The 23,141-nt window shown below is 61.5% G+C and carries 22 protein-coding genes; 18 read left to right on the forward strand and 4 right to left on the reverse strand.

Annotation, left to right across the window (positions count from 1 at the left end; genetic code table 11):
- The first annotated feature begins 4 nt into the window (after positions 1-4).
- The 5 genes from DFO46_RS00710 (at position 5) to DFO46_RS00730 (ending at position 5,432) form a co-directional block, all read left to right on the forward strand.
- Positions 5-853 carry a sugar phosphate isomerase/epimerase gene (locus tag DFO46_RS00710; RefSeq protein ID WP_120275986.1) on the forward strand — a complete coding sequence of 283 codons (849 nt, stop codon included), beginning with the start codon at positions 5-7 and terminating at the stop codon, positions 851-853.
- Positions 854-920: 67 nt separating this feature from the next.
- Positions 921-1,565 (forward strand): nucleoside/nucleotide kinase family protein, encoded by a 645-nt coding sequence (locus tag DFO46_RS00715; RefSeq protein ID WP_120275987.1) that lies wholly within the window; start codon positions 921-923, stop codon positions 1,563-1,565.
- A gap of 68 nt (positions 1,566-1,633) precedes the next feature.
- Positions 1,634-3,082, forward strand: a complete 1,449-nt coding sequence (locus DFO46_RS00720) for an FGGY family carbohydrate kinase (RefSeq protein ID WP_120275988.1) — start codon at positions 1,634-1,636, stop codon at positions 3,080-3,082.
- A complete protein-coding gene (locus DFO46_RS00725; protein ID WP_120275989.1) occupies positions 3,079-3,774 on the forward strand; it encodes a class II aldolase/adducin family protein in 696 nt (231 codons plus the stop codon). The genes DFO46_RS00720 and DFO46_RS00725 overlap by 4 nt, the downstream gene beginning before the upstream one ends.
- A gap of 23 nt (positions 3,775-3,797) precedes the next feature.
- Positions 3,798-5,432 (forward strand): FGGY-family carbohydrate kinase, encoded by a 1,635-nt coding sequence (locus DFO46_RS00730; protein WP_120278087.1) that lies wholly within the window; start codon positions 3,798-3,800, stop codon positions 5,430-5,432.
- A 43-nt stretch (positions 5,433-5,475) separates the two neighbouring features.
- Here DFO46_RS00730 and DFO46_RS00735 read toward each other — a convergent pair whose 3' ends face one another.
- From DFO46_RS00735 to DFO46_RS00745, 3 genes are read right to left on the reverse strand one after another with little or no spacing between them, the layout of a single operon-like run.
- Positions 5,476-5,961: a DUF3237 family protein gene (locus DFO46_RS00735; RefSeq protein ID WP_210210616.1), complete on the reverse strand. Its 486-nt coding sequence runs from the start codon at positions 5,959-5,961 to the stop codon at positions 5,476-5,478.
- Positions 5,951-7,600, reverse strand: a complete 1,650-nt coding sequence (locus DFO46_RS00740; RefSeq protein WP_120275990.1) for an amidohydrolase — start codon at positions 7,598-7,600, stop codon at positions 5,951-5,953. The genes DFO46_RS00735 and DFO46_RS00740 overlap by 11 nt, the downstream gene beginning before the upstream one ends.
- Positions 7,601-7,605: 5 nt before the next feature.
- Entirely contained in the window at positions 7,606-8,292 is a 687-nt protein-coding gene (locus DFO46_RS00745) for a TetR/AcrR family transcriptional regulator (RefSeq protein WP_120275991.1), read from the reverse strand.
- 96 nt (positions 8,293-8,388) lie between these two features.
- On the opposite strand from DFO46_RS00745, the gene DFO46_RS00750 reads away from it, so the two are divergent.
- The 6 genes from DFO46_RS00750 (at position 8,389) to secD (ending at position 15,389) form a co-directional block, all read left to right on the forward strand.
- On the forward strand, positions 8,389-9,453 hold the full coding sequence (locus DFO46_RS00750) for an ABC transporter ATP-binding protein (RefSeq protein WP_120275992.1): 1,065 nt from the start codon (positions 8,389-8,391) through the stop codon (positions 9,451-9,453).
- Positions 9,450-10,343 carry an ABC transporter permease gene (locus DFO46_RS00755; RefSeq protein ID WP_120275993.1) on the forward strand — a complete coding sequence of 298 codons (894 nt, stop codon included), beginning with the start codon at positions 9,450-9,452 and terminating at the stop codon, positions 10,341-10,343. Before DFO46_RS00750 ends, DFO46_RS00755 begins: the two co-directional genes overlap by 4 nt.
- The gene (locus tag DFO46_RS00760; protein WP_110792429.1) at positions 10,336-11,139 is read left to right on the forward strand and encodes an ABC transporter permease; all 804 of its coding nucleotides are present in this window, start codon (positions 10,336-10,338) and stop codon (positions 11,137-11,139) included. The genes DFO46_RS00755 and DFO46_RS00760 overlap by 8 nt, the downstream gene beginning before the upstream one ends.
- A gap of 19 nt (positions 11,140-11,158) precedes the next feature.
- The gene (locus DFO46_RS00765; protein ID WP_205908173.1) at positions 11,159-12,193 is read left to right on the forward strand and encodes an extracellular solute-binding protein; all 1,035 of its coding nucleotides are present in this window, start codon (positions 11,159-11,161) and stop codon (positions 12,191-12,193) included.
- A 189-nt stretch (positions 12,194-12,382) separates the two neighbouring features.
- A complete protein-coding gene (locus DFO46_RS00770) occupies positions 12,383-12,790 on the forward strand; it encodes a hypothetical protein (RefSeq protein WP_147412725.1) in 408 nt (135 codons plus the stop codon).
- Positions 12,791-12,872: 82 nt separating this feature from the next.
- Positions 12,873-15,389 carry a protein translocase subunit SecD gene (gene secD / locus DFO46_RS00775; RefSeq protein WP_120275995.1) on the forward strand — a complete coding sequence of 839 codons (2,517 nt, stop codon included), beginning with the start codon at positions 12,873-12,875 and terminating at the stop codon, positions 15,387-15,389.
- A 42-nt stretch (positions 15,390-15,431) separates the two neighbouring features.
- Here the strand turns inward: secD and DFO46_RS00780 are convergent, their stop codons facing one another.
- Positions 15,432-15,692: a helix-turn-helix transcriptional regulator gene (locus DFO46_RS00780; RefSeq protein ID WP_110792432.1), complete on the reverse strand. Its 261-nt coding sequence runs from the start codon at positions 15,690-15,692 to the stop codon at positions 15,432-15,434.
- Positions 15,693-15,810: 118 nt separating this feature from the next.
- Here DFO46_RS00780 and DFO46_RS00785 point away from each other — a divergent pair, with 118 nt between their 5' ends.
- The 7 genes from DFO46_RS00785 to DFO46_RS00815 all read left to right on the forward strand — a co-directional run bounded on the left by DFO46_RS00785 (position 15,811) and on the right by DFO46_RS00815 (position 23,067).
- On the forward strand, positions 15,811-18,726 hold the full coding sequence (locus tag DFO46_RS00785) for a monovalent cation/H+ antiporter subunit A (RefSeq protein WP_183041914.1): 2,916 nt from the start codon (positions 15,811-15,813) through the stop codon (positions 18,724-18,726).
- Complete coding sequence (locus tag DFO46_RS00790) at positions 18,726-19,058, forward strand: Na+/H+ antiporter subunit C (protein ID WP_120275997.1); 333 nt, start codon at positions 18,726-18,728, stop codon at positions 19,056-19,058. The genes DFO46_RS00785 and DFO46_RS00790 overlap by 1 nt, the downstream gene beginning before the upstream one ends.
- Positions 19,059-19,060: 2 nt before the next feature.
- Positions 19,061-20,695, forward strand: coding sequence for a monovalent cation/H+ antiporter subunit D (locus tag DFO46_RS00795; RefSeq protein WP_120275998.1), 1,635 nt, complete (start codon positions 19,061-19,063; stop codon positions 20,693-20,695).
- Positions 20,692-21,168, forward strand: coding sequence for a Na+/H+ antiporter subunit E (locus tag DFO46_RS00800; RefSeq protein WP_120275999.1), 477 nt, complete (start codon positions 20,692-20,694; stop codon positions 21,166-21,168). The genes DFO46_RS00795 and DFO46_RS00800 overlap by 4 nt, the downstream gene beginning before the upstream one ends.
- Positions 21,165-21,446 carry a K+/H+ antiporter subunit F gene (locus DFO46_RS00805; protein ID WP_110792437.1) on the forward strand — a complete coding sequence of 94 codons (282 nt, stop codon included), beginning with the start codon at positions 21,165-21,167 and terminating at the stop codon, positions 21,444-21,446. The genes DFO46_RS00800 and DFO46_RS00805 overlap by 4 nt, the downstream gene beginning before the upstream one ends.
- Positions 21,443-21,808 (forward strand): monovalent cation/H(+) antiporter subunit G, encoded by a 366-nt coding sequence (mnhG, locus tag DFO46_RS00810; RefSeq protein ID WP_120276000.1) that lies wholly within the window; start codon positions 21,443-21,445, stop codon positions 21,806-21,808. Before DFO46_RS00805 ends, mnhG begins: the two co-directional genes overlap by 4 nt.
- 239 nt (positions 21,809-22,047) lie before the next feature.
- Complete coding sequence (locus DFO46_RS00815; RefSeq protein ID WP_110792439.1) at positions 22,048-23,067, forward strand: sulfate ABC transporter substrate-binding protein; 1,020 nt, start codon at positions 22,048-22,050, stop codon at positions 23,065-23,067.
- The last annotated feature ends 74 nt before the right edge of the window (positions 23,068-23,141 follow it).

The following is a 23,141-nucleotide window of genomic DNA, read 5'->3' on the forward strand; positions in this document are numbered from 1 at the left end:
GGTTATGGAAGGCTTTGGCGTTCACACGAGCATGTGGACCATGAACTGGGATCGCGCAGGCGCGGAAAAGGCGATCGCGGGGGCCGTTCACTACAAGATGGATTTCATCGAGATCGCCCTGCTCAACGCACCGGCCGTCGATGCGAAGCATACGCGCGATCTTCTGGAAAAGAACAAGCTCAGGGCCGTCTGCTCGCTCGGGCTACCGGAGAGCGCCTGGGCCTCGGTCCGTCCGGATGCGGCGATCGACCATCTGAAGGTCGCGATCGAAAAGACCGCAGAGATGAGCGGCGAAGCGCTTTCGGGCGTCATCTATGGCGGGATCGGCGAACGGACAGGCGTGCCGCCGACCAAGGCCGAATACGACAATATCACCCGCGTTCTGGATGCAGCTGCCAAGCATGCCAAGCGCTTCGGCATACAGCTCGGCGTCGAGGCGGTGAACCGCTACGAGAACCACCTGGTCAATTCGGCGCAGCAGGCGGTCGATGTCGTCGAGCGGGTGGGTGCCGACAATGTCTTCGTGCATCTCGATACCTACCACATGAATATCGAGGAAAAGGGTGCGGCGAACGGCATTCTCGTCGCGCGCGACCACCTGAAATATATCCACCTCTCGGAAAGTGATCGCGGCACGCCCGGATACGGCAATGTGCCGTGGGACGAGATCTACGCAACGCTTGCTGCCATCGGCTTCAAGGGCGGGCTCGCCATGGAAAGCTTCATCAACATGCCGCCCGAAGTGGCCTACGGGCTTGCCGTCTGGCGGCCGGTGGCGCGCGACATGGAAGAGGTGATGGACAATGGCCTTCCCTTCCTGCGCAACAAGGCTGCGCAATACGGCCTCATCTGATCGATAGGAAGAGATCTGTCGGCATCCGGCATTTTGCCGGGTCCGACCTCGCCAGGGAGTGCTGTCGATGGCGGCGATCGAAGACAATATAAGCATACTGGCTCGGGAAGCCCTGAGGTTGCATGCGGACAGGGGCGGTGCGCGGGTCCTGCTTGCCATTGCCGGCGCGCCCGGATCGGGAAAGTCGACGATTGCCGAAGCCGTCGCCGACTGCATCAACCGTGACCGGCCGGGTCTTGCCGCTGTCTTCCCGATGGATGGCTACCATTACGACGACCATGTGCTCGACGCGATGGGACGGCGAGCCCACAAGGGTGCACCCGACACATTTGATGCCCATGGCTTGAGGCACATGCTGCTGCGACTGAAGGAGAACGCCGAGGAGACGATCGCGGTGCCCGTCTTCGACCGCCAGATCGAGATCGCACGGGCAGGCGGACGGCTGATCGACCGTGGGACCGGGATCATCCTCTGCGAGGGGAACTATCTGCTGCTGCGGCAGCCACCCTGGGACAGGTTGAAGCCGATCTTCGACTTTGCCGTATTCGTCGATGTGACGCAGGCGGAGCTTCGGCGGCGTCTCACGGAACGCTGGCAGGGATACGGTCTTTCGCCGGAGCAGATCCGGTTCAAGCTGGAGGAGAACGATCTGCCAAACGGCGTCGCGATCATCGAGGGTAGTGCCGATCCGGACCTGCGGCTCGCCAACTGAGGGAGACGGGAGCGCCATGAAAGATTTCGATCCGCAGGCATTCTCCCAACGTTCACCGGGGGGCGAGGATGATTGATCACACGGCATCAGCCAGCATCTGCGTCCTCGACGTCGGCAAGACCAATGTGAAGCTGAACGCCATGACGGCGACGGGTGACGTGGTGGAGACACTCTCCATTGCAAATCCCGTCCGGCCCGGCCCGCCGTGGCAGCACCACGATCTCGCAGCACTTGGCGACTGGGTGTTCGAAGGACTTGCCACGCTCGCCCGCCGGCATCCGATCAAGACTTTCGTGTCTGCCGCCCATGGTTCCGGTGGTGTGCTGGTCGGTTCCGATCCCGATGCAGGGGATGGCGCGGTGCTGCCGATGATCGACTATGAACAGCCCTTGCCGTCCGCGGTTCGGGAGGCCTATGCGCCGCTTGCCGGATCCTTTCGTGATCGTGGCAGTGCGATCATGCACGGCGCGACCCATCAGGCACGTCAGATGCTGTGGATGGAGATGGCCGAACCGGAGCGCTTCGCGACCGCCCACTGGTTCCTTTGCCTGCCGCAATATTGGGCCTGGCGGATGACGGGAAGTGCCGTTTCGGAAGCCTCATGCCTCGGCGCACAATCACATCTGTGGAACATCCCGGACAACAGCCCGACGCCGATCGTCACGACGAGGGGGTGGGAACGTCTGCTGCCTCCCTTCGCACCGGCCTGGTCCAGCCTTGGTCCTGTGCGTCCGGCTCTGGCCCAGCGCTTCGGACTGCCGCGCGCCCTCGACGTGCTTGTCGGCATCCACGATAGCAGCGCCAATCTCTACCGCTACCAGGCTGCCGGTCTGACCGATGCCGCGATCCTGTCCACCGGCACCTGGATTGTCGGCATGAGCCGCAGGACCCGGCTGGATGATCTCGATGAAGCGGCTGGCATGACGATCAACAGCGACGTGTTCGGGCATCCGGTTGCCGGTGCACTGGCCATGGGTGGCCGGGAGTTCGTTCATGTTGCAGGTGAGGGCACCGGAAGTGCTGCCGTCGACACTGCCACGGTGATCGTGCTGATCGGGCGTGGTACCATGGCGGTGCCAAGCTTCGGCGACGGCGATGGATTTTTCCCCGGCAGTGCGCGGCTCGGGCATGTCGTCGGGCCCGAACCACAGAGCGCCGTCGAGCGCCGTGCCTTGGCACTCATCTACGTGGCTCAACTCTCGGCCGAGTGTCTGGATGCCTTGAAGGTCGAGGGAACGGCAGTTCTTGACGGCACCTATCTGAAGGACCCCTTGTTTGCCCCTCTGGTCGCCGCCTTTCGCGGCAGGGGCGAGACGCTTTTCAATCTCGACGCCTATGGCGTTGCGACGGGTGCGGCACTTCTCGCATCCCACGGCACGAGCAGCGCTTCCGACAGTCTGCATCTGCGCAGCGCCGACGTTTTCCAGGCGCCCCCTGATATCACGACCTCCTATCACCGACGCTGGCGTGAACTTGCCCGCCAGGCAAAACCTTCTTCTGAAAGGACATTCCCATGACGGATACTGAAAACCACGACCTGCGTCGCAAGATGGTGGAGATCTGCCGAAGGATGAATTCCAGCGGCATCAATCAGGGCACGGCCGGCAATCTCTCCGTCCGTTCTGGAACGGGTTTTCTGGTCACCCCATCCTCGCTGCCCTATGACATCATGACGCCGGACGATCTCGTGGAGATGGATTTCGACGGCACCTATGTCGGCCGCAGACCGTCTTCCGAATGGCGTTTCCACCGCGACATCCTGAAGAACCGGCCTGATATCAACGTGGTGCTGCATTGCCATTCGATGTATGCCACAACGCTCGCCTGCCATCACAAGACCATTCCGGCTTTCCACTACATGGTGGGCGTTGCCGGCGGAACGACGGTTCGCTGCGCGGAATACGCCACCTTTGGCACCCAGGCGCTTTCGGATCACGCCCTGAAGGCGCTCGACGGCCGCCTCGCCTGCCTGCTTGGTCAGCACGGCCAGATTTCGCTCGGCAAGGACCTGGAACAGGCGCTGTGGCTGGCGATCGAGGTCGAGACCCTGTCACGCATGTATGTGCAGGTGCTGACGCTGGGTGAACCTCCGATACTGTCCGATGAGGAAATGTCGCGCGTGATCGACCAGATGAAGCGGATGAGCTACGGATTGGGTCCCGAAGCGGAAGGCTCGAACGATATCGCGCGTCCCAGGGTTTCGAATTGATACGAACAACCGAGCGGATGATCATGGCCCCAGCACAGAACTCGACCGAGGGCGCGCCCCGCTACGTCATCGGCGTCGATGTCGGAACCGGCAGCGCGCGTGCGGGGCTTTTCGATCTTACCGGCAAAATGCTGTCCGTCGCCAAGCGCGACATCACGCTCTTTCGTGAGGCGGGTTCGATCGTCGAGCAGTCGAGCACGGAGATCTGGAGCGCTGTCTGCACCACCATCCGCGAGGCGGTCGCCTGGTCGGGTGTTGATCCCGCGCACGTGATCGGGCTCGGATTCGACGCGACCTGCTCGCTCGTCGTGCTCGGCGAGGGGGGAATGCCGCTCGCTGTCGGTCCGTCGGAAGACGCCGAGCGCGACATTATCGTGTGGATGGACCATCGCGCCGTAGTCCAGGCCGAGCGGATCAATGCCGGGGGGCACGATGTGCTTCGCTATGTAGGCGGGCGCATTTCGCCGGAGATGGAAACGCCAAAGATCCTGTGGCTCAAGGAGAACCGGCCGGAGACCTTTGCGGCCGCATGGCAGTTTTTCGATCTGGCCGATTTTCTCACCTGGAAATCGACGGGCGATCTCTCCCGCTCGACCTGCACGGTCACCTGCAAATGGACCTATCTCGCCCATGAGGCGCGCTGGGATGCGAGCTATTTCGAGAAGATCGGCCTCGAGGAATTCGCGGCCGAGAGTTTTTCCCGTATCGGTACGCAGATGGTGGAGCCGGGCGCGCGCCTGGAGGGGGGGCTCACCGTGGCGGCGGCCGAAGCGATGGGGTTGACGCCCGGTACGTCCGTGGCCGCAGGGATGATCGACGCCCATGCCGGCGGCATCGGCACCGTCGGCATCGGCGGAAATCCGTCGGAAAACCTGGCTTACGTCTTCGGCACCTCGTCCTGCACCATGACTTCCACCGCCGAGCCGATCTTCGTGCCGGGGGTTTGGGGACCCTATTACTCCGCCATGGTCCCCGGTCTCTGGTTGAACGAGGGTGGCCAGAGTGCCGCCGGTGCGGCGATCGATCAGTTGCTGTCCTTTCATCCGGCCGCCGCTGAAGCAGCCGCCCAGGCGCGTGAAGCGGGCCAGGCACTTCCGGCCTATATGGCCGGGATCGCAGCCGGCAAGGTCTCTACGGCGTCAGAGGCGGTTACGCTTGCGGCCGGTCTGCATGTCGTGCCGGAGTTCCTCGGCAACCGTGCTCCCTTTGCCGATCCGCATGCCCGGGCGATCATCGCGGGTCTCGGAATGGAGCGAGACTTCGACAATCTGGTCGCGCTCTACGTCGCCGGCCTTTGTGGTATCGGTTATGGATTGCGTCAGATCATCGAAACTCAGGCCAAGGCCGGTGCTTCCGTCGAGCGGGTCGTGATCAGCGGAGGTGCCGGGGCAAGTCCGCTTGTTCGGCAGATCTTGGCTGACGCGTGCGGCAAGCCTGTCGTTGCAACGGCTGCAGCCGAGCCTGTGATTTTGGGGTCGGCTATTCTTGGCAGCGTAGCGGCAGGTGCTTTCGCCGATGTTCGCGATGCGATGGCCGCACTTTCCCATATGGCCGCTCAATATGATCCGAGCGGCGGGGGCATCGCAGATATCCATGAAAGACGTTACCGTGCCTTCCTCAGCCTCCAGGACGCTGCCAGAACGGCCCGATCCGATTGACGGTTTCGGCCGTCGTAGCTGGCGAAGGGTGCGTCGTTCGCCTTCAGATCGGCGCTGCCCACAGCTCGATATAGACGTGGTCCTGGTCGTCGGGCTCGGCCAGTGCCGTGCCAAAATAGACCTGCTTGCCGAGATGCGCATGCGGACCTTCTGGCACCTCAAGCGTGGCGCGGGTCCGCCCGCGATAGCTGCCATCGGCTTGCCGAACCATCTTGCCGGCATTGGTGACCATGAGCGGTGTGCCGTCGTCGAGTTCGAGGAAGTACCGAGCCTCGATCGCATAGGAGCCATCCGGCAAGGCAATGGCGAAATCGGCACCGCCCGGCAGGATGCGTCCCATCCAGCCAGCGCCGCGTGCTTCGCCGCCGGCAATGGGGAAGAAGGCACGGACGTGGCCGTCCGTCGTCGTGTATTCGATCGCAGGACCGATATCCGCGCGGATTACGCAAGCCTTGACGAGGGTCGGTGGCCCCAGTGTCTCCCCGGCACCGAGGCTGGTCATGTCGGCGGAGACGTCCTCAGGCTTCATGGGTGATCCTTCCGTTGCAGACGGTCATGGCGATGCCGAGTGACGCAATGTTCTGCGCCGGTGTCGTTTCGATGTCGCCGGACAGGAGCACGAGGTCGGCAAACATGCCCGGTTTCAGCTGGCCGGTCTTCTGCTCCATATGACCGGCATAGGCGCCGTTGCAGGTGAAGGCCTCGAGCACCTGGTGCAGTGACAGACGCTGGTCCGGCAATCCGGCGATGTGCGGTTCCCGGGTAAGCGCCGTCTGGATGCCAAGCAGCGGGTCAACCGGCACGATCGGCCAATCCGAGGAGAAGGCAACGGTCGCCCCGGCTTCTGCAAGGGTCCGCCAGGCATAGGCATGCGGTGCGCGCTCCGCCCCGATGCTGCGAGATGTCGGTGTCTCACCGACCGGCGCGTGCAGCGGCTGGAACGAGGCGATCACGCCGAGTTCAGCAAATCGCGGGACATCGGCGGGGTCGATCATTTCCACGTGCTCGACGCGGTGGCGACTGTCACGGGAACCGTTCGCGTCTCGGGCCGCCTGATAGCCATCGAGTGCAATGCGCACGGCTGCGTCGCCGATGGCATGGACGGTAATCTGCAGTCCGCGACGATCCGCCTCGATTGCCGCTTCCCGGAAACTCTCGCTGTCAAAGATCGGCTCACCCCTGTGACCCGGACGGTCGGCATAGTCGGCCAGCATTGCCGCCGTGCCGCTTTCGATCACGCCGTCGACGAAGATCTTGACTCGGCCGCAGGTCAGCGTGTCTCCCGTGAAGTCGCGGGTCATGGCGGAGGCGCGTTCCAGTTCAGCGAGCGGCATCTCGCGCGTCAGATGAAACGGGACGGAGCTGCGGGCCAGCAATCCGCCTTCCTTTTCCACGTCGCGCAACAGTTCCATCAGGTGCCGGTTGCCGTCCATATTGTGGATGGAGGTGATGCCTTTCGATGCGACGAAACGCATTCCGGCTTTCAGGACGTCCATGTCCTCCCGCCACTCCGTTTCCGTGGGCGCCACAGGTGGTTCGATGCCGGACATGCCGAGCATTTCGCGTCCGCCTGAGGTGCGCAGTTCCAGAACGGGGAGAAGTGCGAACTTCTCCCGCAGTTCTCCCGTCGCCAGGCCGTCGTCGCCCATGACCACTTCATTCCCAACCGGCAGGTCGCGTCCGTGCAGGAGGCCGGCCGCCTTGAGGGCCGCCGTATTGGCAAAGAGCGTATGGAAGTCGTAGGCCATGACGGCCAGGGGCCGATCGGGACACATGGCGTCAAGTGCGTGGCGATCGAGACGGGTGCCTTTGCCGAGGATTTCGTAGTCCGCGCCCTGTGCGAACAGAAGGCCTTCATCCGGTCGTGCGGTGGCGAAAGCGGCAACCGCCGCCTTCATGGCATCGAAGCCCCTGATCTCGGCAAGCTGCAGCAGGGTTTGGCCATAGGCACCGGAGAAGATGTGCAGGTGACTTTCGACGAAACCCGGCATGAGGGTCGCACCGTCGGCATCGATGATGCGGGTCTCTGGTCCGGCAAACGCGCGAACATCACCCTCGTCGCCGACTGCAAGGATACGATCGCCGGCAACGGCAAGCGCACTCGCATGCGGTCTACCTGCATCCATCGTCAGGACGCGGGCATTGATGAAGAGCAGCGATGCCGTCATGCGGATTATCCTTTGCGCTTGGGAGTCTGGATGCTGCGCTCGTCGAACAGCAGGGTCACGAGTGGCAGTATCCGTCGCCGCAGAACGGCTTCATGCTGCGCAAGGCTCTGGTCTTCATTGGTGATGAGGCTGATGAAGCAGGGCATCCAGACATCGTGGAACAGCCTGGCGACGAAAGTCGGCGGGATTTCTTCTCCGGACTTCGCTCGAATATCGAGATCCGCCACGAATTCTCCGACAACCTCGACCAACGCTTCCGAAACGCCCTGATATTGCACTGCGAGTTCGGTGTCTGGATGGCGAATGGCTGCCGCTTCCGCGTAACGCCAAACCCGTTTGTCTGCGATCTCCAGAGTGCGACGCGAAACACGAAGGAACAGCCCGACCAGCAGGCCCCCAAGATCCGTTCCTTCTCGCCAGTGCTGGTGCCGGTCGCTTTCGCGGGCCTCCGTCGTACCCTCGCTGATCAGCGCGATGAGAACGCCATCCTTCGATCCGAAGTAATTGAACACCGTGGGCGGGGATATGCCGGCTGCTGCGGCGATGTCAGCCATGGTGGTCGCGTCGACCCCTTGCTGATCAAACAGCGTCCTTGCGACGGCTATGATCTCATCGCGTCGCTTTGCCTTTTTCCGACTTCTCAGCCCGGGCTCCCCTGAGGTTACATGACTGGACAGTTCGGTCATCAGCATTTCGCCATAAAATATTTGCTTCGATAAAAAATTTTATTGACTAAAGAAATTTTGTCAATACGCATATTACAAAGACCTTTGGGGAACGAGAGGCACATGCTTGATATCCGAGAACTATCCAAGCGGTTCGGTCATGGGAACGGGACTGTCACCGCGCTGCATGAAGTAAGCTTCTCCATTGCTGAGGGCGAATTCTTCACACTTCTGGGGCCTTCGGGCTGTGGCAAGACCACGCTTTTGCGGTTGATCGCCGGGTTCAGCAGCCCGAGTAGCGGGTCTCTGGTGCTCGACGGCGAAGACATCGCCCCGATGCCGCCCAACCGGCGGCCCGTGAATACCGTGTTCCAGAACTATGCGCTGTTCCCACATATGACCGTGGGCCAGAATGTCGCCTTTGCGCTTGAAGCTCTGGGCCGCCCCCGCAGCGAGATCGACCCCGCCGTGGATGCCATGCTGACGCTGGTTCAGCTGTCGCACCTGAAACACCGCAAGAGCGTCGAACTGTCCGGTGGACAGCAGCAGCGGGTGGCCCTTGCCCGGGCGCTCGTCGCCAAGCCTCGGATCCTGCTTCTCGACGAGCCCCTGTCGGCACTCGACATGAAATTGCGCAAGGAGATGCAGGTCGAACTGAAGCGCCTGCAGCGCGAGACCGGTCTGACCTTCATCTTCGTGACGCATGACCAGGAAGAAGCCCTGACCATGTCTGACCGGATTGCGGTCATGAGCGGTGGACGCGTTCAGCAGATCGCCACGCCGGGCGAGCTCTACAAAAACCCGGCCAATCGTTTCGTCGCAGGCTTCATCGGAGAATCCAACTTCCTGTCCGGTCGGGCCGCGAATGGTCTGGTCAATGTCGGGGCGGCGCAGGTTGCCATGCCAGGTGCTGCGGATGGCCCTGTGACGCTGATGGTGCGTCCCGAACACGTGGCGCTGGGGGCGAGCCTTCCCCATGCACTCAACCTCACGGGAACCGTGACGCAGGTCGTCTTCCTCGGCACCGACAGCCACGTGCATCTCGCTCTGCCCGATGGCACGGCTCTCGTCGCCCGTGTGCAGAACAGCCTCAACGGGGGGCGCAGTTTCGCCGAAGGTGAAGCGATCTCCGTCGCGCTGCCTGTCGAGGCGCTCCGGATTATTGCAGATGGGGAGGAGCGTTCATGAAACTGACCGAGACGTCCCGCCGCTGGGGCCTCTTGATGCCCGCGATCGTGACGATCATGCTGTTCTCGATCCTGCCGCTCGGTGTCGTGCTCCTCTATTCATTCCTGAGCCCCGGCGATTTCGGCAATGTCAAATGGATCTTCTCCACAAACGGCTGGTTCTCCGTCCTCTTCGAGCGGGACATATTCGATGACACCGTGACGGTGTCCAATGCCAATCTGGTCATCCTCGGCCGGTCGGTCGGTCTCTCGCTCGCAACCACCCTTATTACCCTGATTTTCGGCCTGCCAACGGCGTGGTTCATTGCCACCCGCCCCCTGTCACAGCGCGGTTTCTGGCTGTTCCTGATCACCATACCCTTCTGGACCAATCTTCTGGTCCGCACCATCGCGGTGCAGGAAATGATCCGCTCCGAAGGCGTGCTGAACCGCATCCTTCTGGCGCTCGGAGTCATTCATGAGCCCCTCCAATTGATGTTCACCAACTTCGCGGTGCTTCTGGGCATGGCCTATGTCTTCCTGCCCCTGATGGTCTTGCCGGTTTACGCGGCCATCGAAAAGTTCGACTTCACCCTGGCCGAAGCGAGCTACGATCTCTACGCCTCCCGATACTACTGCCTGCGCCGGGTCATTCTGCCGCTGGTCAGGCCCGGCATCATCGCGGGTTCCATTCTGGTCTTCGTACCGGCGCTGGGTGCCTATGTTACACCCCGCATCATGGGTGGGGGTAAATCGATGATGCTCGGCAATCTCATTGAAATGCAGTTCGGCCAAGGGCGTAACTGGCCCTTGGGTGCGGCGCTGGCCATCACGTTGACCATTCTCGTGCTGTTGGCTCTGGTCTGGTACACGCGCATCACCTCGGACAAGAAGGAGCGCAGCCATGGCTGAGGGCACTTTCAACGTCAAGCGGCTGCCCGGTGCGGCCTTCCTGGCCATCACCTGCTTCGTCATCCTCTATATTCCCATGGGGATCCTGGTTGCCTATTCGTTCAATGCGGGCAAGGTGATCGGCAACTGGGAAGGCTTTTCGCTACGGTGGTACGCAGCGGCGCTGAAGAATGCGGCATTCATGGATGCGGCGGTCAATTCTCTCATTCTTGCCACGACGGCGGCAGTGCTTGCGACCATCATGGCGACGATGGCTGCCCTGGCCACCAGCCGGACGGCTGCCTTTCGCGGTGAGGGGATCGTGCATGTCATTCTGAACCAGCCGCTCATGGTTCCGGAAATCGTGCTGGCGATCGCCTTGCTGATCATCATCGGCCAGATCAAGCAGGCGACGGGTTATACCGGGCTCGGCTTCCTGATCGCGGCCCATACCACCTTCTGCATTCCCTTCGCCTATCTGCCGATCCGTGCCCGGCTGGCGAGCATGGATCTCAATCTCGAGACGGCTGCCGCCGATCTCTATGCGAGCCGTTTTTATGCCTTCCGGCGGGTAACGCTCCCGTTGCTCGCGCCCGGGATCATGGCCGGTTTCATGCTGGCGTTCGTGGTTTCGCTCGACGACCTCGTCATGACCGATTTCCTGAAATCTCCAGGGCAGGAAACCCTGCCGACCTATCTGATGGGTGAACTCCGACGGAACCTCACCTCAGAAATCTACGCCATTTCCTCGCTTCTTCTTTTGATCAGCGTGCTGATCGTGGCCGGGTCGTGGGTAGCAACGCGAAAGAAAGACTGAACTTTCAGAGGAGAACGCAATGAACAATGCATCCAGACTGGCGATGGCGACAGGTCTCCTGTTGACAACGGCACTCCCGGCTTTGGCCGAAGGGCAGCTGAACATCTTCAACTTCGGCCTCTATACGCCGCCGGATTTGATCAAGAAATTCGAAGAAAAGTACGACGTGAAGGTCACGCTGACCGAATACGATTCCAACGAGACCGCGATGGCCAAGATCGAGGCCGGCGGTCACGGGTTCGACATCGTCGTGCCGTCTGCCTCCGTGGTGCCGATCTACATCGAGAAGGGCCTCTTGATGAAGAGCGAGCCCAGCCAGATGTCCAACTTCAAGAACGTTGATCCGCAATGGGTCGACGTCTCCTGGGACAGCGGCCGCCACTATACCGCACCATGGGTCTGGGGTACGACCGGCGTGATGGTCAACACCAAGGTCTACAAGGGCGACATCAACACCTCTGCCGTCATCTTCGATCCACCGGAAGAGCTGAAGGGCAAGATCAACGTCGTGCCGCAGATGAACGACGTCATCGACATGGCGATCAACTATGTCGGCGGCGAGGCCTGCACCACCGACAAGGCGATCCTGAAAGCTGCCCGTGACAAGCTGATGGCCGCCAAGCCCTTCTGGGCTTCGATCGACTATGCGAGCTTCGAGAAATTCATCAAGGAAGACCTCAACGCCTCGATCTTCTGGTCGGGCGCCACGATGCGCATTCGCGCCGAGAACCCCGGCTTCGCCTATGGTTTCCCGAAAGAGGGCTTCTCGCTTTGGCAGGACAATGTCGCCATCCTCGCGGATGCCAAGAATGTCGACAATGCCAAGCTCTTCCTGAACTTCATCATGGAGCCGGAAAACGCGGCGCTGATCTCCAACTACACGCGTTATGCCAACTCCATCCTCGGTTCCGAAGCTTTCATGGATCCCGAGCTGCCGAAGGCACCTGAAATGAACATTCCGGCCGAGTTCAAATCCGCCGCCCATTTCCAGGTGACCTGCCCGACCGAAGTGCAGCAGATCTATGCCCGGATCTGGACAGATCTGACGAAGTAACAAACCCCGACCCGGCCGACTGCCTTGTCGGCCGGATCTTCCCTGCCTGCGATGCGCGGGAGAGTAAGCCCGCCCAAAGCGGGTTGAGCGCCATTCAGGACCGGGCGCTGATCAACACATGAATACCTTCCCGTTGCCGGGTGGCAAAATGGTGCGAAATGTGCCACATGCATCCGTGGAAGGATGATCATGGACGATCCAAACCTGAGAGATGAGACGCGGGTCCGACCGCATACCCATCTTGCAGCCGTCATCGTTAGCCTGTTCGCGTCGCTGCTGCTTCTGTTCGGCGGGGATGTTTCTGGCCGTTTCCATTCGGGTCCCTCCGTCGCCGGCGCGCTGTCTCGCTCTGACACCGGGCAGGCTGTGGCGGGTGGTCATGGCGATACGCGCTTCCTCACGTCCGCCGATCAATCCGTGCGTCCGAAACTGCGGCCATGGGTCTCTGGCGACGGCTGCCTTCCGGTTGACTTGCCGACCTTGTGGACATGTCGTCTTGGCGATCGGACACAGCAGTCTTCGGCCGCCCTTTTGCATCCCGGCGCGCCGCATCCCTATTGGTCTCGCGCGCCCCCTGAAATCCAGCTCCCTGCCTGACCGTTTCGCCGCCATCTGATCGATGGCTCGACCCGATTGTGCCACCGCCTCATGGCTGTGGTCGCAACATGCTGGATTTACGATGAAAAACTCCTTTTCGAAGGTGATGGGCTATATGCTCGTCATCCTGCTCGGCCTGCTCGTCGCCTTGCCGAACGTCTTGCCCGACACAACGCTTTCCAGACTGCCTTCCTGGATGCCGCATCAGCGGGTATCGCTCGGCCTCGACCTGCGCGGTGGCTCACATCTCGTTCTTGAAGTGGATCGCCCGGCGTTGATCGACGAATGGCTGCAAAGCCTGACACAGGAAGCCCGTTCGACCTTGCTTGAAGCTCGGATCCAGACGCGCAGTGTTCGCCGCGATGGCAATGCCGTGAACATAGCGCTTGCCAACCCCGCGCAGCTTGCCGCTGCGACAACCGCGCTCGCTGTGCTCAACAACCCGGTGGCGACGCTCACCGGAACGGGCACGTCCGAACTTGCGATCACCACCAGCGGCACGGACACCCTTCGCATGTCCCCCACCGATCAGGGGATCACCGCCCGCATGAGCCATGCCGTCGAGCAGAGCCTCGAAGTAATCCGTCAGCGCGTCGACCAGGTCGGCGTCGCCGAACCCACCATTCAGCGCGTCGGCGCCGACCGCGTCCTCGTCCAGCTCCCGGGCGAGCAAGATCCGTCGCGGCTGCGCGCGCTCCTCGGCACTACGGCGAAGATGAGCTTCCATCTGCTCGGAGAGACCGGGGCGGCCGGCGTGAAGACATTCGTCGATGACCGAGGGCGTTCCTATCCGGTGCAGACGACCGTGTTGCTGGCTGGTGACCGTTTGACCGATGCCCGCGTGCAGTTCGATCCGCAAGGCGGCCAGCCGGTGGTCTCGTTCCGCTTCGACAGTGTCGGTGCGGACCGGTTTGCCCGCATCACGCGTGACAATGTCGGTCGTCCCTTTGCCATCGTGCTCGATGACAAGGTGCTGAGCGCGCCTGTCATCCGCGAGCCGATCACCGGCGGTGCCGGCCAGATTTCCGGCGACTTTTCGGTCGACGAGGCCAACACGCTCGCGGCATTGCTGAGGGCCGGTGCTCTGCCGGCCAAGCTGACGGTCATTGAGGAACGTACCGTCGGCGCCGATCTCGGCAGCGACGCGATCGAGATGGGCATCATGTCTGGTCTCGCCGGTTTCGGTCTCGTCGTCGTCTTCATCCTGAGCCTTTACGGCGCCTGGGGGCTGCTTGCCGTTCTGGCACTCACGCTCAATGTCATCCTGACCTTTGCGGGCCTGTCTTTGCTTGGGGCGACGCTCACCTTGCCCGGCATCGCCGGTATCGTGCTGGGCATCGGCCTTGCGGTCGACGCGAACGTGCTGATCAACGAGCGCATCCGAGAGGAAGTGGGGAAGGGGCGAGGGGCCTTTGCCGCCATCGATCACGGGTTTGCCAAGGCCTATTCCACCATCATCGACAGCAATGTCACCGCCCTCATTGCCACGGTGCTGCTTTTCTGGTTCGGCTCCGGTCCCGTCCGGGGCTTTGCCGTCACCATGGGTCTCGGCATCGCGATTTCGATGTTCACGGCCGTTTCGGTGGTGCGGGTGGCGATGATTGCCATTGCCCGTCGCTACAAGCTGAAGACGATCTCGATCAAACCGCTCCTACCATTCCGGCTGATCAAGGACGGAACCAAGATCGACTTCATGAAGGCGCGGATGATCGGCATCGGCGTGTCGGCCTTCCTGTCCATCTCCTCCGTCATCCTGTTCATCACCCCCGGCCTCAATTACGGCGTCGATTTCAAGGGCGGCATCCAGCTGGAACTCTCGACGACGGGGCCGGCCGATCTGGCGGGGCTACGTTCCGGTATCGAGGGGCTGAACCTCGGAGAGGTGGCACTGCAGGAGTTCGGAGACAGCAATCATGTCATGCTGCGGCTTGAACGGCAGCCGGGTGGCGAGCAGGCACAGACCGATGCAGTCGAGAAGGTCCGTCAGACCATCCTGTCCCTTGATGCCTCCGCCAAGATCGAGCGGACAGAAGTGGTCGGGCCGAAGGTCAGCGGCGAGCTTGCGACGGCGGGTCTGACCTCGGTCATCCTCGCGTCGCTGGCAATGCTCGTCTATATCTGGGTGCGGTTCGACTGGCCGTTTGCCGTCGGTGCCATCGCGACCCTGATCCTCGACGTCACGAAAACGATCGGCTTCTTCGCGTTGACCGGGCTTGACTTCAATCTGACGGCGATTGCGGCCCTGCTGACGCTGGTCGGTTACTCCGTCAACGACAAGGTTGTGGTTTATGACCGCATGCGTGAAAACATGCGTCTCTACAAGGCCATGCCTTTCAGGGATCTGATCAACCTGTCGATCAACGAGACGCTCGCGCGCAGCCTCTACACGTCGGCGACGGCCTTCCTGGCAATGGTCCCGATGGCGATCTGGGGCGGCAGTGCGGTGGAGAGTTTTGCCGTGCCCATGGTGTTCGGGATCTTCATCGCCGCATCGTCGTCGGTCTTCATCGCAGCGCCGATCCTGTTGTTCCTCGGAGACTGGCGGACGCGCCGCAAGTCGCGGATGGATGCGCGTGCCCAGGAGCAGCCGGCAGTCTGACGGCTTTGGACGTGATCGGGCGAGCGGTGCCGGCTCGCCCGGTCAGCCCTCGTTCGAGGTGCAGCACATGAGGCCTGGAAAGCCCGCATTATTGGTAAAGCGGAGGCCTTCGTTTTCAAATGCCAGACGCAGCTGTGCTTCGGTGGAGCGATGTAAACCGTGACGGTGGCCCTCGAAATCTCTTATGGTGCTGCGCGAGACACTGGATCGGCTTGCCAGTTCGTCCTGGCTCCAACCGAGATAGCCACGGGCTGCGCGACAGAGAGCGGGTGAAAAAACATTGTCGTTAACGGGTTGAATCATCGCCAAAGTTGCCCATTTAGGGTGATATTGCCTATTTAGGGTGACGTTTGAGATATTTCCAGTCTGTGGTCTTCATGCGCAGGCTCATTGTACCGGAGGAATTCGATTTGGGGTAACGCTGGACGCTTCGACCCTCTTGCTGCTGTTGCTGGTCCTTCCCTTTGCCGGCAGCGTTGTCTCGGCTTTCATCTTGAACACGACGTCGCGCGATCTGCCGGTCTTCGTGGCGGGCGCAACGACGCTTCTGACGCTGATCCTGACCGGAGCCGCCTATCCGTTTGTCCGGCAGAATGGCGTCCTGCGGTTCACGGCGGAGTGGTTGCCGCAGTTCGGGTTGGATTTTTCCCTGCGCCTGGATGGTTTCGCCTGGATCTTCTCCATGCTGGTCACCTCGATCGGCTTTCTCGTCATCCTCTATGCCCGATATTACATGGGCAAAGACGATCCGATCCCGCGTTTCTTCTCGTTCCTGCTGGCCTTCATGGGCGCCATGCTCGGCATCATCGTGTCCGGCAATGTCATCCTCCTGTCGATCTTCTGGGAGCTGACCAGCATCTTCTCCTTCCTGCTGATCAGCTATTGGCACACCAGTGCGGCAGCCAGAGACGGTGCGCGCATGGCGCTGACGATCACGGGGATCGGAGGGTTCTGCCTTCTGGTCGGCATGCTTCTCCTCGGCAAGATTGTCGGCAGCTACGATCTCGACAAGATCCTCGCTTCCGGGGACATCGTGCGGGCGCACCCGCTTTATCTGCCGACCCTGGTGTTCATCCTGCTCGGTGCGCTGACGAAGAGCGCGCAGTTCCCCTTCCACTTCTGGCTGCCGAATGCGATGGCGGCGCCGACACCGGTGTCCGCCTTCCTGCATTCCGCGACCATGGTGAAGGCGGGCGTCTTTCTGCTCGTGCGCTTCTGGCCGGTGCTGTCAGGCACGTATGAATGGTTCATCCTGGTCGGCCTGGCGGGTGTCACGACCCTGTTGCTCGGCGCGTTCCTGGCGATGTTCCAGCGGGATCTCAAGGGGCTTCTTGCCTATTCCACCATCAGCCATCTCGGTCTCATCACGACGCTTCTGAGCCTCGGCAGTCCGCTGTCGACGGTGGCGGCGATCTTCCACATGCTCAATCACGCGACGTTCAAGGCTTCCCTCTTCATGGCGGCCGGGATCATCGATCACGAGACCGGCACGCGCGACATGCAGCGGCTGAGCGGGCTCTATCGCTTCATGCCGGCCACGGCGACATTGGCCATGGTCGCGAGCGCCGCCATGGCCGGCGTGCCGTTGCTGAACGGCTTCCTGTCGAAGGAGATGTTCTTCGCGGAGGCGGTGGAAACCCACGCGGATTCCTATCTCGACGTGATCCTGCCCTATGTCGCGACGCTTGCCGGCGTCTTCAGCGTTGTCTACTCGCTGCGTTTCATCCACACGGTCTTCTTCGGCCCGTTGCCGGAGGGCTTGCCGAAAGAGACGCCGCACGAGCCGCCGCGCTGGATGCGCGTTCCCATCGAGATCCTTGTTGTCGTCTGCCTCGTCGTTGGCATCGTGCCGGCGATTTCCATCGGGCCCTTCCTGCAGACGGCCGTCGAAAGTGTCCTGGGTGACCGAACGCCCGAATACAGTCTCAGCATCTGGCACGGCTTCAACGTGCCGCTGCTGATGAGCGTCATCGCGCTGATCGGCGGGTTCGTGCTCTATTTCGCCATGCGCGACTACCTTTCCCGCTGCGAAGACGGGCCTCCCTATCTCCGCCGGCTGCGCGGACAGCGACTTTTCGAGCGTGTGCTCGTGACCGTCTCCTGGCGCTGGGCCCGTCTGGCGGAAAGCCGGCTTGGCACCCGCAATCTCCAGCCGCAACTCCGATGGATCGTTGTCACCGGCTTCGTTGCAGCGACCTTGCCGCTCTATCTCTCGGGTTTCGAGCGCAGGCCCATTGTCTTCTCGACCATCGATCCGTCGTTCGGGCTGTTGTGGCTGATCGGCATGGCGCTGGCGATCGGCGCTGCGGTGTCCGCCAAATATCACCGGTTGGCGGCCCTCATCATGCTGGGCGGGGTGGGGCTGATCGTCTGCACGACCTTTGTCTGGCTCTCGGCGCCGGATCTTGCCATCACGCAGTTGCTGGTCGAAATCGTGACGACAGTCCTCATTCTGCTCGGACTGCGCTGGCTGCCGAAGCGCAGCCTAGACCGGGGCGAGGCGATGACCTTGCAGAGCCGCTTCCGGCGGTTCCGGGATCTCTCGCTCGCGATCGCCTGCGGCATCGGCATGTCGATGGTGGCCTTCACGGTCATGACCATGCCGGTGCCCGATGCCATCGCCTCCTACTTCCTGCAGAACGCCTACACAGGGGGCGGTGGTCGCAATGTCGTCAACGTCATCCTCGTCGATTTCCGCGCCTTTGATACGCTGGGCGAAATCGCCGTGCTGGGCATCGTCGGCCTGACGGTCTATGGTCTGCTCCGCCGTTTCCGTCCGGCCGAGGACAGCATGGAACTGCCTGAGCAACAGCTCAGCCAGAACCGCTTCGATGACGAGCAGCCGGAACGTTCGCCCGGTGACATGATGCGCGAGTATCTGCTCGTGCCCTCCGTGCTGATGCAGTGGCTCTTTCCTGTCATCATCACTTTCGCCGTCTATCTCTTCATGCGCGGCCACGACATGCCCGGCGGAGGGTTCTCGGCCGGTCTGACGCTGTCCATCGCGTTTCTCTTGCAATATCTCGCCGGCGGGACGCGCTGGGCGGAAGATCGCATCCGCATCCTGCCGCTGCGCTGGATGGGTGCTGGCATCCTGACGGCCGCTCTGACGGGGATCGGGGCCTGGCTCCTGGGTTATCCGTTCCTGACCACGCATTTCCGCTATGTGGAGATACCGCTGATCGGCAAGGTGCCGGCAGCCTCCGCACTGCTCTTTGATCTCGGTGTCTTTTCGCTCGTGGTCGGCGCGACCGTCCTGATCCTCGTCGCCCTTGCCCACCAGTCGATCCGGATCAATCGCCTGAGGGCGCTTGAAGCCAAAGGGGAGAAACGCTGATGGAAATCGTCCTGTCTTTAGCGATCGGCCTGATGACCACCTGCGGGGTCTGGCTCATCCTGCGTCCACGCACCTATCAGGTGATCATCGGGCTGTCGCTTCTGTCCTATGCCGTCAACCTGTTCATCTTCGGTGTGGGCGGCGTGAAGAGCAACATGCCGCCGATCCTCGAGGATGGTGTGGTGTCGACGACGCTTAGCGATCCTGTTCCGCAGGCGCTTGTCCTGACGGCCATCGTCATCGGTTTTGCCACCACCGCCCTCTTTCTCGTCGTGCTCTTGGCCGCTCGCGGACTGACCGGCAACGACCATGTCGACGGGAGGAACGAATAGCCGTGACACACTTGAGCCACCACCTCATCGTCACGCCGATCCTGTTTCCGATGATGACAGCCGCCGTTCTGCTGTTCATCGATGAGCGCAACAGAACGACCAAGGCGCTCGTCAGCTTCGTTTCCGTCGTGTTTCTTCTGGCCAATGCCTTGATCCTGTTCCTGGTCGAAAGTGGACCGAACAGTTTTGAGAACGTCTATCTCCTCGGCAACTGGGCGGCCCCATTCGGCATCGTGCTCGTGATCGACGGCCTGTCGGCGATGATGCTGTTGCTGACGGCGATCCTGGGACTTGCTGCGCTCACGTTCTCGCTCGCCAAATGGCACGCCGTCGGCGCGCATTTCCACAGTCTGTTCCAGCTTCTGCTGGTTGGCGTCAACGGCGCGCTGCTCACCGGTGACCTGTTCAACCTGTTCGTTTTTTTCGAAGTCATGCTGGCGGCCTCCTATGGCCTGCTGTTGCATGGAACCGGCACGCTTCGCGTCAAGGCGGGGCTGCATTACATTGCGGTCAATCTGGTCGCGGCACTGTTCTTCCTGATCGGGGTGAGCCTTGTTTACGGGACGGCGGGCACGCTCAACATGGCCGATCTCGCGCTCAGAATGCCTGACATGGAGCCCGATCGGCTGATCCTGATGGAGGCCGGTGCGGCCGTTCTGGGCGTGGCCTTCCTGATCAAGGTCGGCATGTGGCCGCTCTGCTTTTGGTTGCCGACGGCCTATAGTGCGGCATCCGCGCCTGTGGCCGGCATGTTCGCCATCCTCAGCAAGGTCGGTATCTATGTCATTCTCCGCCTGACCATGCTTCTCTTCGGCGACGGTCCATCGGCCGGGTTTGGTGCGGAGATCCTGCTGATCGGCGGCATGGCGACCCTGATCTTCGGGACGATTGGTGTTCTGGCCTCCCAGGCACTCGGGCGTCTTGCCGGGTATTCCGTGCTCGTCTCCTCCGGGACGCTGCTGATGGTGCTCGGCATCAATGACGGCGTGGTTTCGTCCGGCGCGCTCCTCTATCTCGTCAGTTCCACGCTGACGATCAGCGCCTTCTTCATGCTGATCGAGTTGGTGGAGCGCGGGCAGGACGCCGGTGCCAACGTGCTTGCCGTCACCATGGAAGCCTATGGCGACGGGGAGGAGGCCGATATCGAGGAGGGGGAAGGTACAGCCATGCCGGGCACAATGGCGATCCTCGGCATCTGCTTTGCAGCCTGCGGCATTCTTCTCTCCGGTCTTCCACCCCTTTCGGGTTTCATCGCCAAGTTCGCGATGCTGTCGGCGATGATGGGTACGGGATCGATCGGCATGACGCCCGACGCTGCGGTCTGGGCCCTGATCGTGCTGGTTATCCTTTCAGGCCTCGCTGCACTGATTTCCATGACCCGAGCCGGCATCCGCACATTCTGGGGATCGATCGAGGGTGCCGTGCCGCGCGTGCTTGTCGTGGAACTGCTGCCTGTCATGCTGCTTCTGTCCCTGACGCTTGTCCTGACCGTCCAGGCCCGCCCCGCCATGACCTATATGGACACCACCATCCGGGCTCTGGCCAATCCGACGCTCTACGTCGATGCGGTGCGCAACGCCCGTGTGGTTGCAAACCCGGATACGTCGGAGCCGGTTCAGAGCGGAGGTGCGCCATGATCCCGTATCCGCTTCTGACCCTTTCCCTGATCGTCATGTGGCTTTTGCTCAACGACTTCACGCTCGGCCATCTGATCCTCGGTTCGGTGGTCGCGGTCTTTGGCGGCTGGGCCATGGCATCGCTCAGGCCCGACAAGCCGAAACTGAAGAAGTGGTATCTGCTGCTTAAGCTCTTCTGGCGAGTCTTCACGGATGTCATCCGCTCCAACATCGCGGTTGCCCTGCTGATCCTGCGTGGCAAGCGGCAGAAACATACGGCCGGTTTCATCACCGTGCCTCTCGAGATCGAGCATCCGACGGCACTCGCCATCATGGCCGTGATCCTGACCAGCACGCCTGGCTCCGCCTGGCTCGCTTATGACGGACGCCGGAAGACCGTCCTGATCCATGTTCTCGACCTGATTGACGAGGACGAGTGGGTGAAGAACATCAAGCTGCGTTACGAAAGCCTGTTGCTGGAGATCATCGAATGAGCGTCATCATCCTCTTCACCGCCGTTTCGCTCGCCAAGATCCTTCTGGCGGTCGCGCTGATGATCGCTGTCGTGCGCATCTTCATCGGTCCGCGGGCTCAGGACCGGATCGTGGCACTGGATGCCGCATATGTTATCGCCATGCTGCTGCTTGTGACCTTCGGGATCGGCAGCGGACGTACGGTGTATTTCGAGGCGGCACTGGTGATCGGCCTGATGGGTTTTGTTGCGACCGTGGCGCTGGCGAAATTCCTGATGCGCGGGGAGGTGATCGAATGACCATGCCTGTCGGCGATCTTCCTCTTTGGGTGGTGCTGATCGTCTCCGCACTGCTGCTCATCGGTTCCGGGCTGACCTTGCTCGGTGCGATCGGGCTCCTGCGGCTGCCCACCTTCTACGAACGCATCCACGCCCCGACGCTTGGAACGAGTTGGGGCATCGGCGCGATCATGCTGGCTTCCATCGTCTACTTCTCGGTCGCCGGTTCGCGCCCCGTGCTGCACGAGATCCTGATCGGAATTTTCGTCACGCTTACGACACCTGTGACCTTGATTCTTCTCGCGAGGGCGGCACTTCACCGTGACCGCGCCGAGGGCAATCCGTCCGTGCCTGACGATGGCGCGCAGCCTGGAGAACGGTGATCGGCAGGGGCATTACGCTGCCACGGGCGCGCCCGTACGCGGTATTGGCCCTGATTTTCAGAAACGGCATTCCGGGTGGGAGCGATTTCTTGGTTTTGCTTGCTGTTCCCGGCGGAGAGGTCTGAAGGCTTTGCCAAGAAACGTCTTCAAAGGAAACCAGTTTTCCGTTCTCAAATTGGTCAATTGACTATGTCTATTTAATCCATAGGCTTTCTCCCATCCACGAACGGAGGAAACGAATGTCTCTCATCTCCAAAAGCCTGGTGGCTGCACTCAGCATCGGCCTTGCTCTCTCGGGCGCGACCTCGACATTTGCGCAGACCACGCTGCTCAACGTGTCGTATGACCCGACACGCGAATTCTACAAGGAGTTCAACGAGGCTTTTGCAGCCCACTGGAAAGCCGAGACCGGCGAGGACGTCAGCATCCAGCAGTCGCATGGCGGTTCCGGCAAACAAGCCCGTGCGGTCATCGACGGTCTTGACGCCGATGTGGTCACGCTTGCGCTTGAAGGCGACATCAACGAGATCGCCAAGCAGACGGGCAAGATCAAGGAAGACTGGCGCGGTCGCCTGGAGAACAACTCGTCGCCCTACACGTCCACCATCGTCTTCCTGGTGCGCAAGGGCAATCCCAAGGGGATTCAGAACTGGGGTGACCTGGTGAAGGGCGACGTCCAGATCGTTACGCCGAACCCGAAGACCTCGGGTGGCGCGCGCTGGAACTATCTGGCGGCCTGGGCCTGGGCCAACGAGGAATTCGGCGGCGACCAGGAGAAGATCAAGGCTTACATTGGCGAGCTGTACAAGCGTGCGCCGGTGCTTGATACCGGTGCCCGCGGTGCGCTGACGACCTTTGCGCAGCGCCAGATCGGCGACGTTCTGCTCGCCTGGGAAAACGAAGCCTATCTGGCTGGCCAGGAATTCGGTGCCGATTCCTTCGATATCGTCGTTCCGCCGATCTCGATCCTGGCTGAGCCGCCGGTGACGGTCGTCGATGGGAATGTCGATGCCAAGGGTTCGCGCAAGCAGGCGGAAGCCTATCTCGCCTACCTCTATTCGGAGGAAGGTCAGAACCTCGCTGCCAAGCACTTCTATCGCCCGGCCAAGCCCGAGCTCGTCAAGCCGGAACTTCTCAAGCAGTTGCCTGACATCAAGCTGGTCTCGATCGATGATCCGCTCTTCGGTGGCTGGAAGAAGGCGCAGCCCGAGCACTTCGGCGATGGCGGTATTTTCGACCAGATCTACAAGCCGCGCTGATCCTCCCGCCGACTTGTGCAAAGCCCGCTTCGCCAACGCGAAGCGGGCTTTCTTGCGACTAGGCCCGTGTCATC

It is taken from the genome of Rhizobium sp. AG855, from assembly GCF_003610655.1.
Taxonomy (GTDB): Bacteria; Pseudomonadota; Alphaproteobacteria; order Rhizobiales; family Rhizobiaceae; genus Allorhizobium; species Allorhizobium wuzhouense.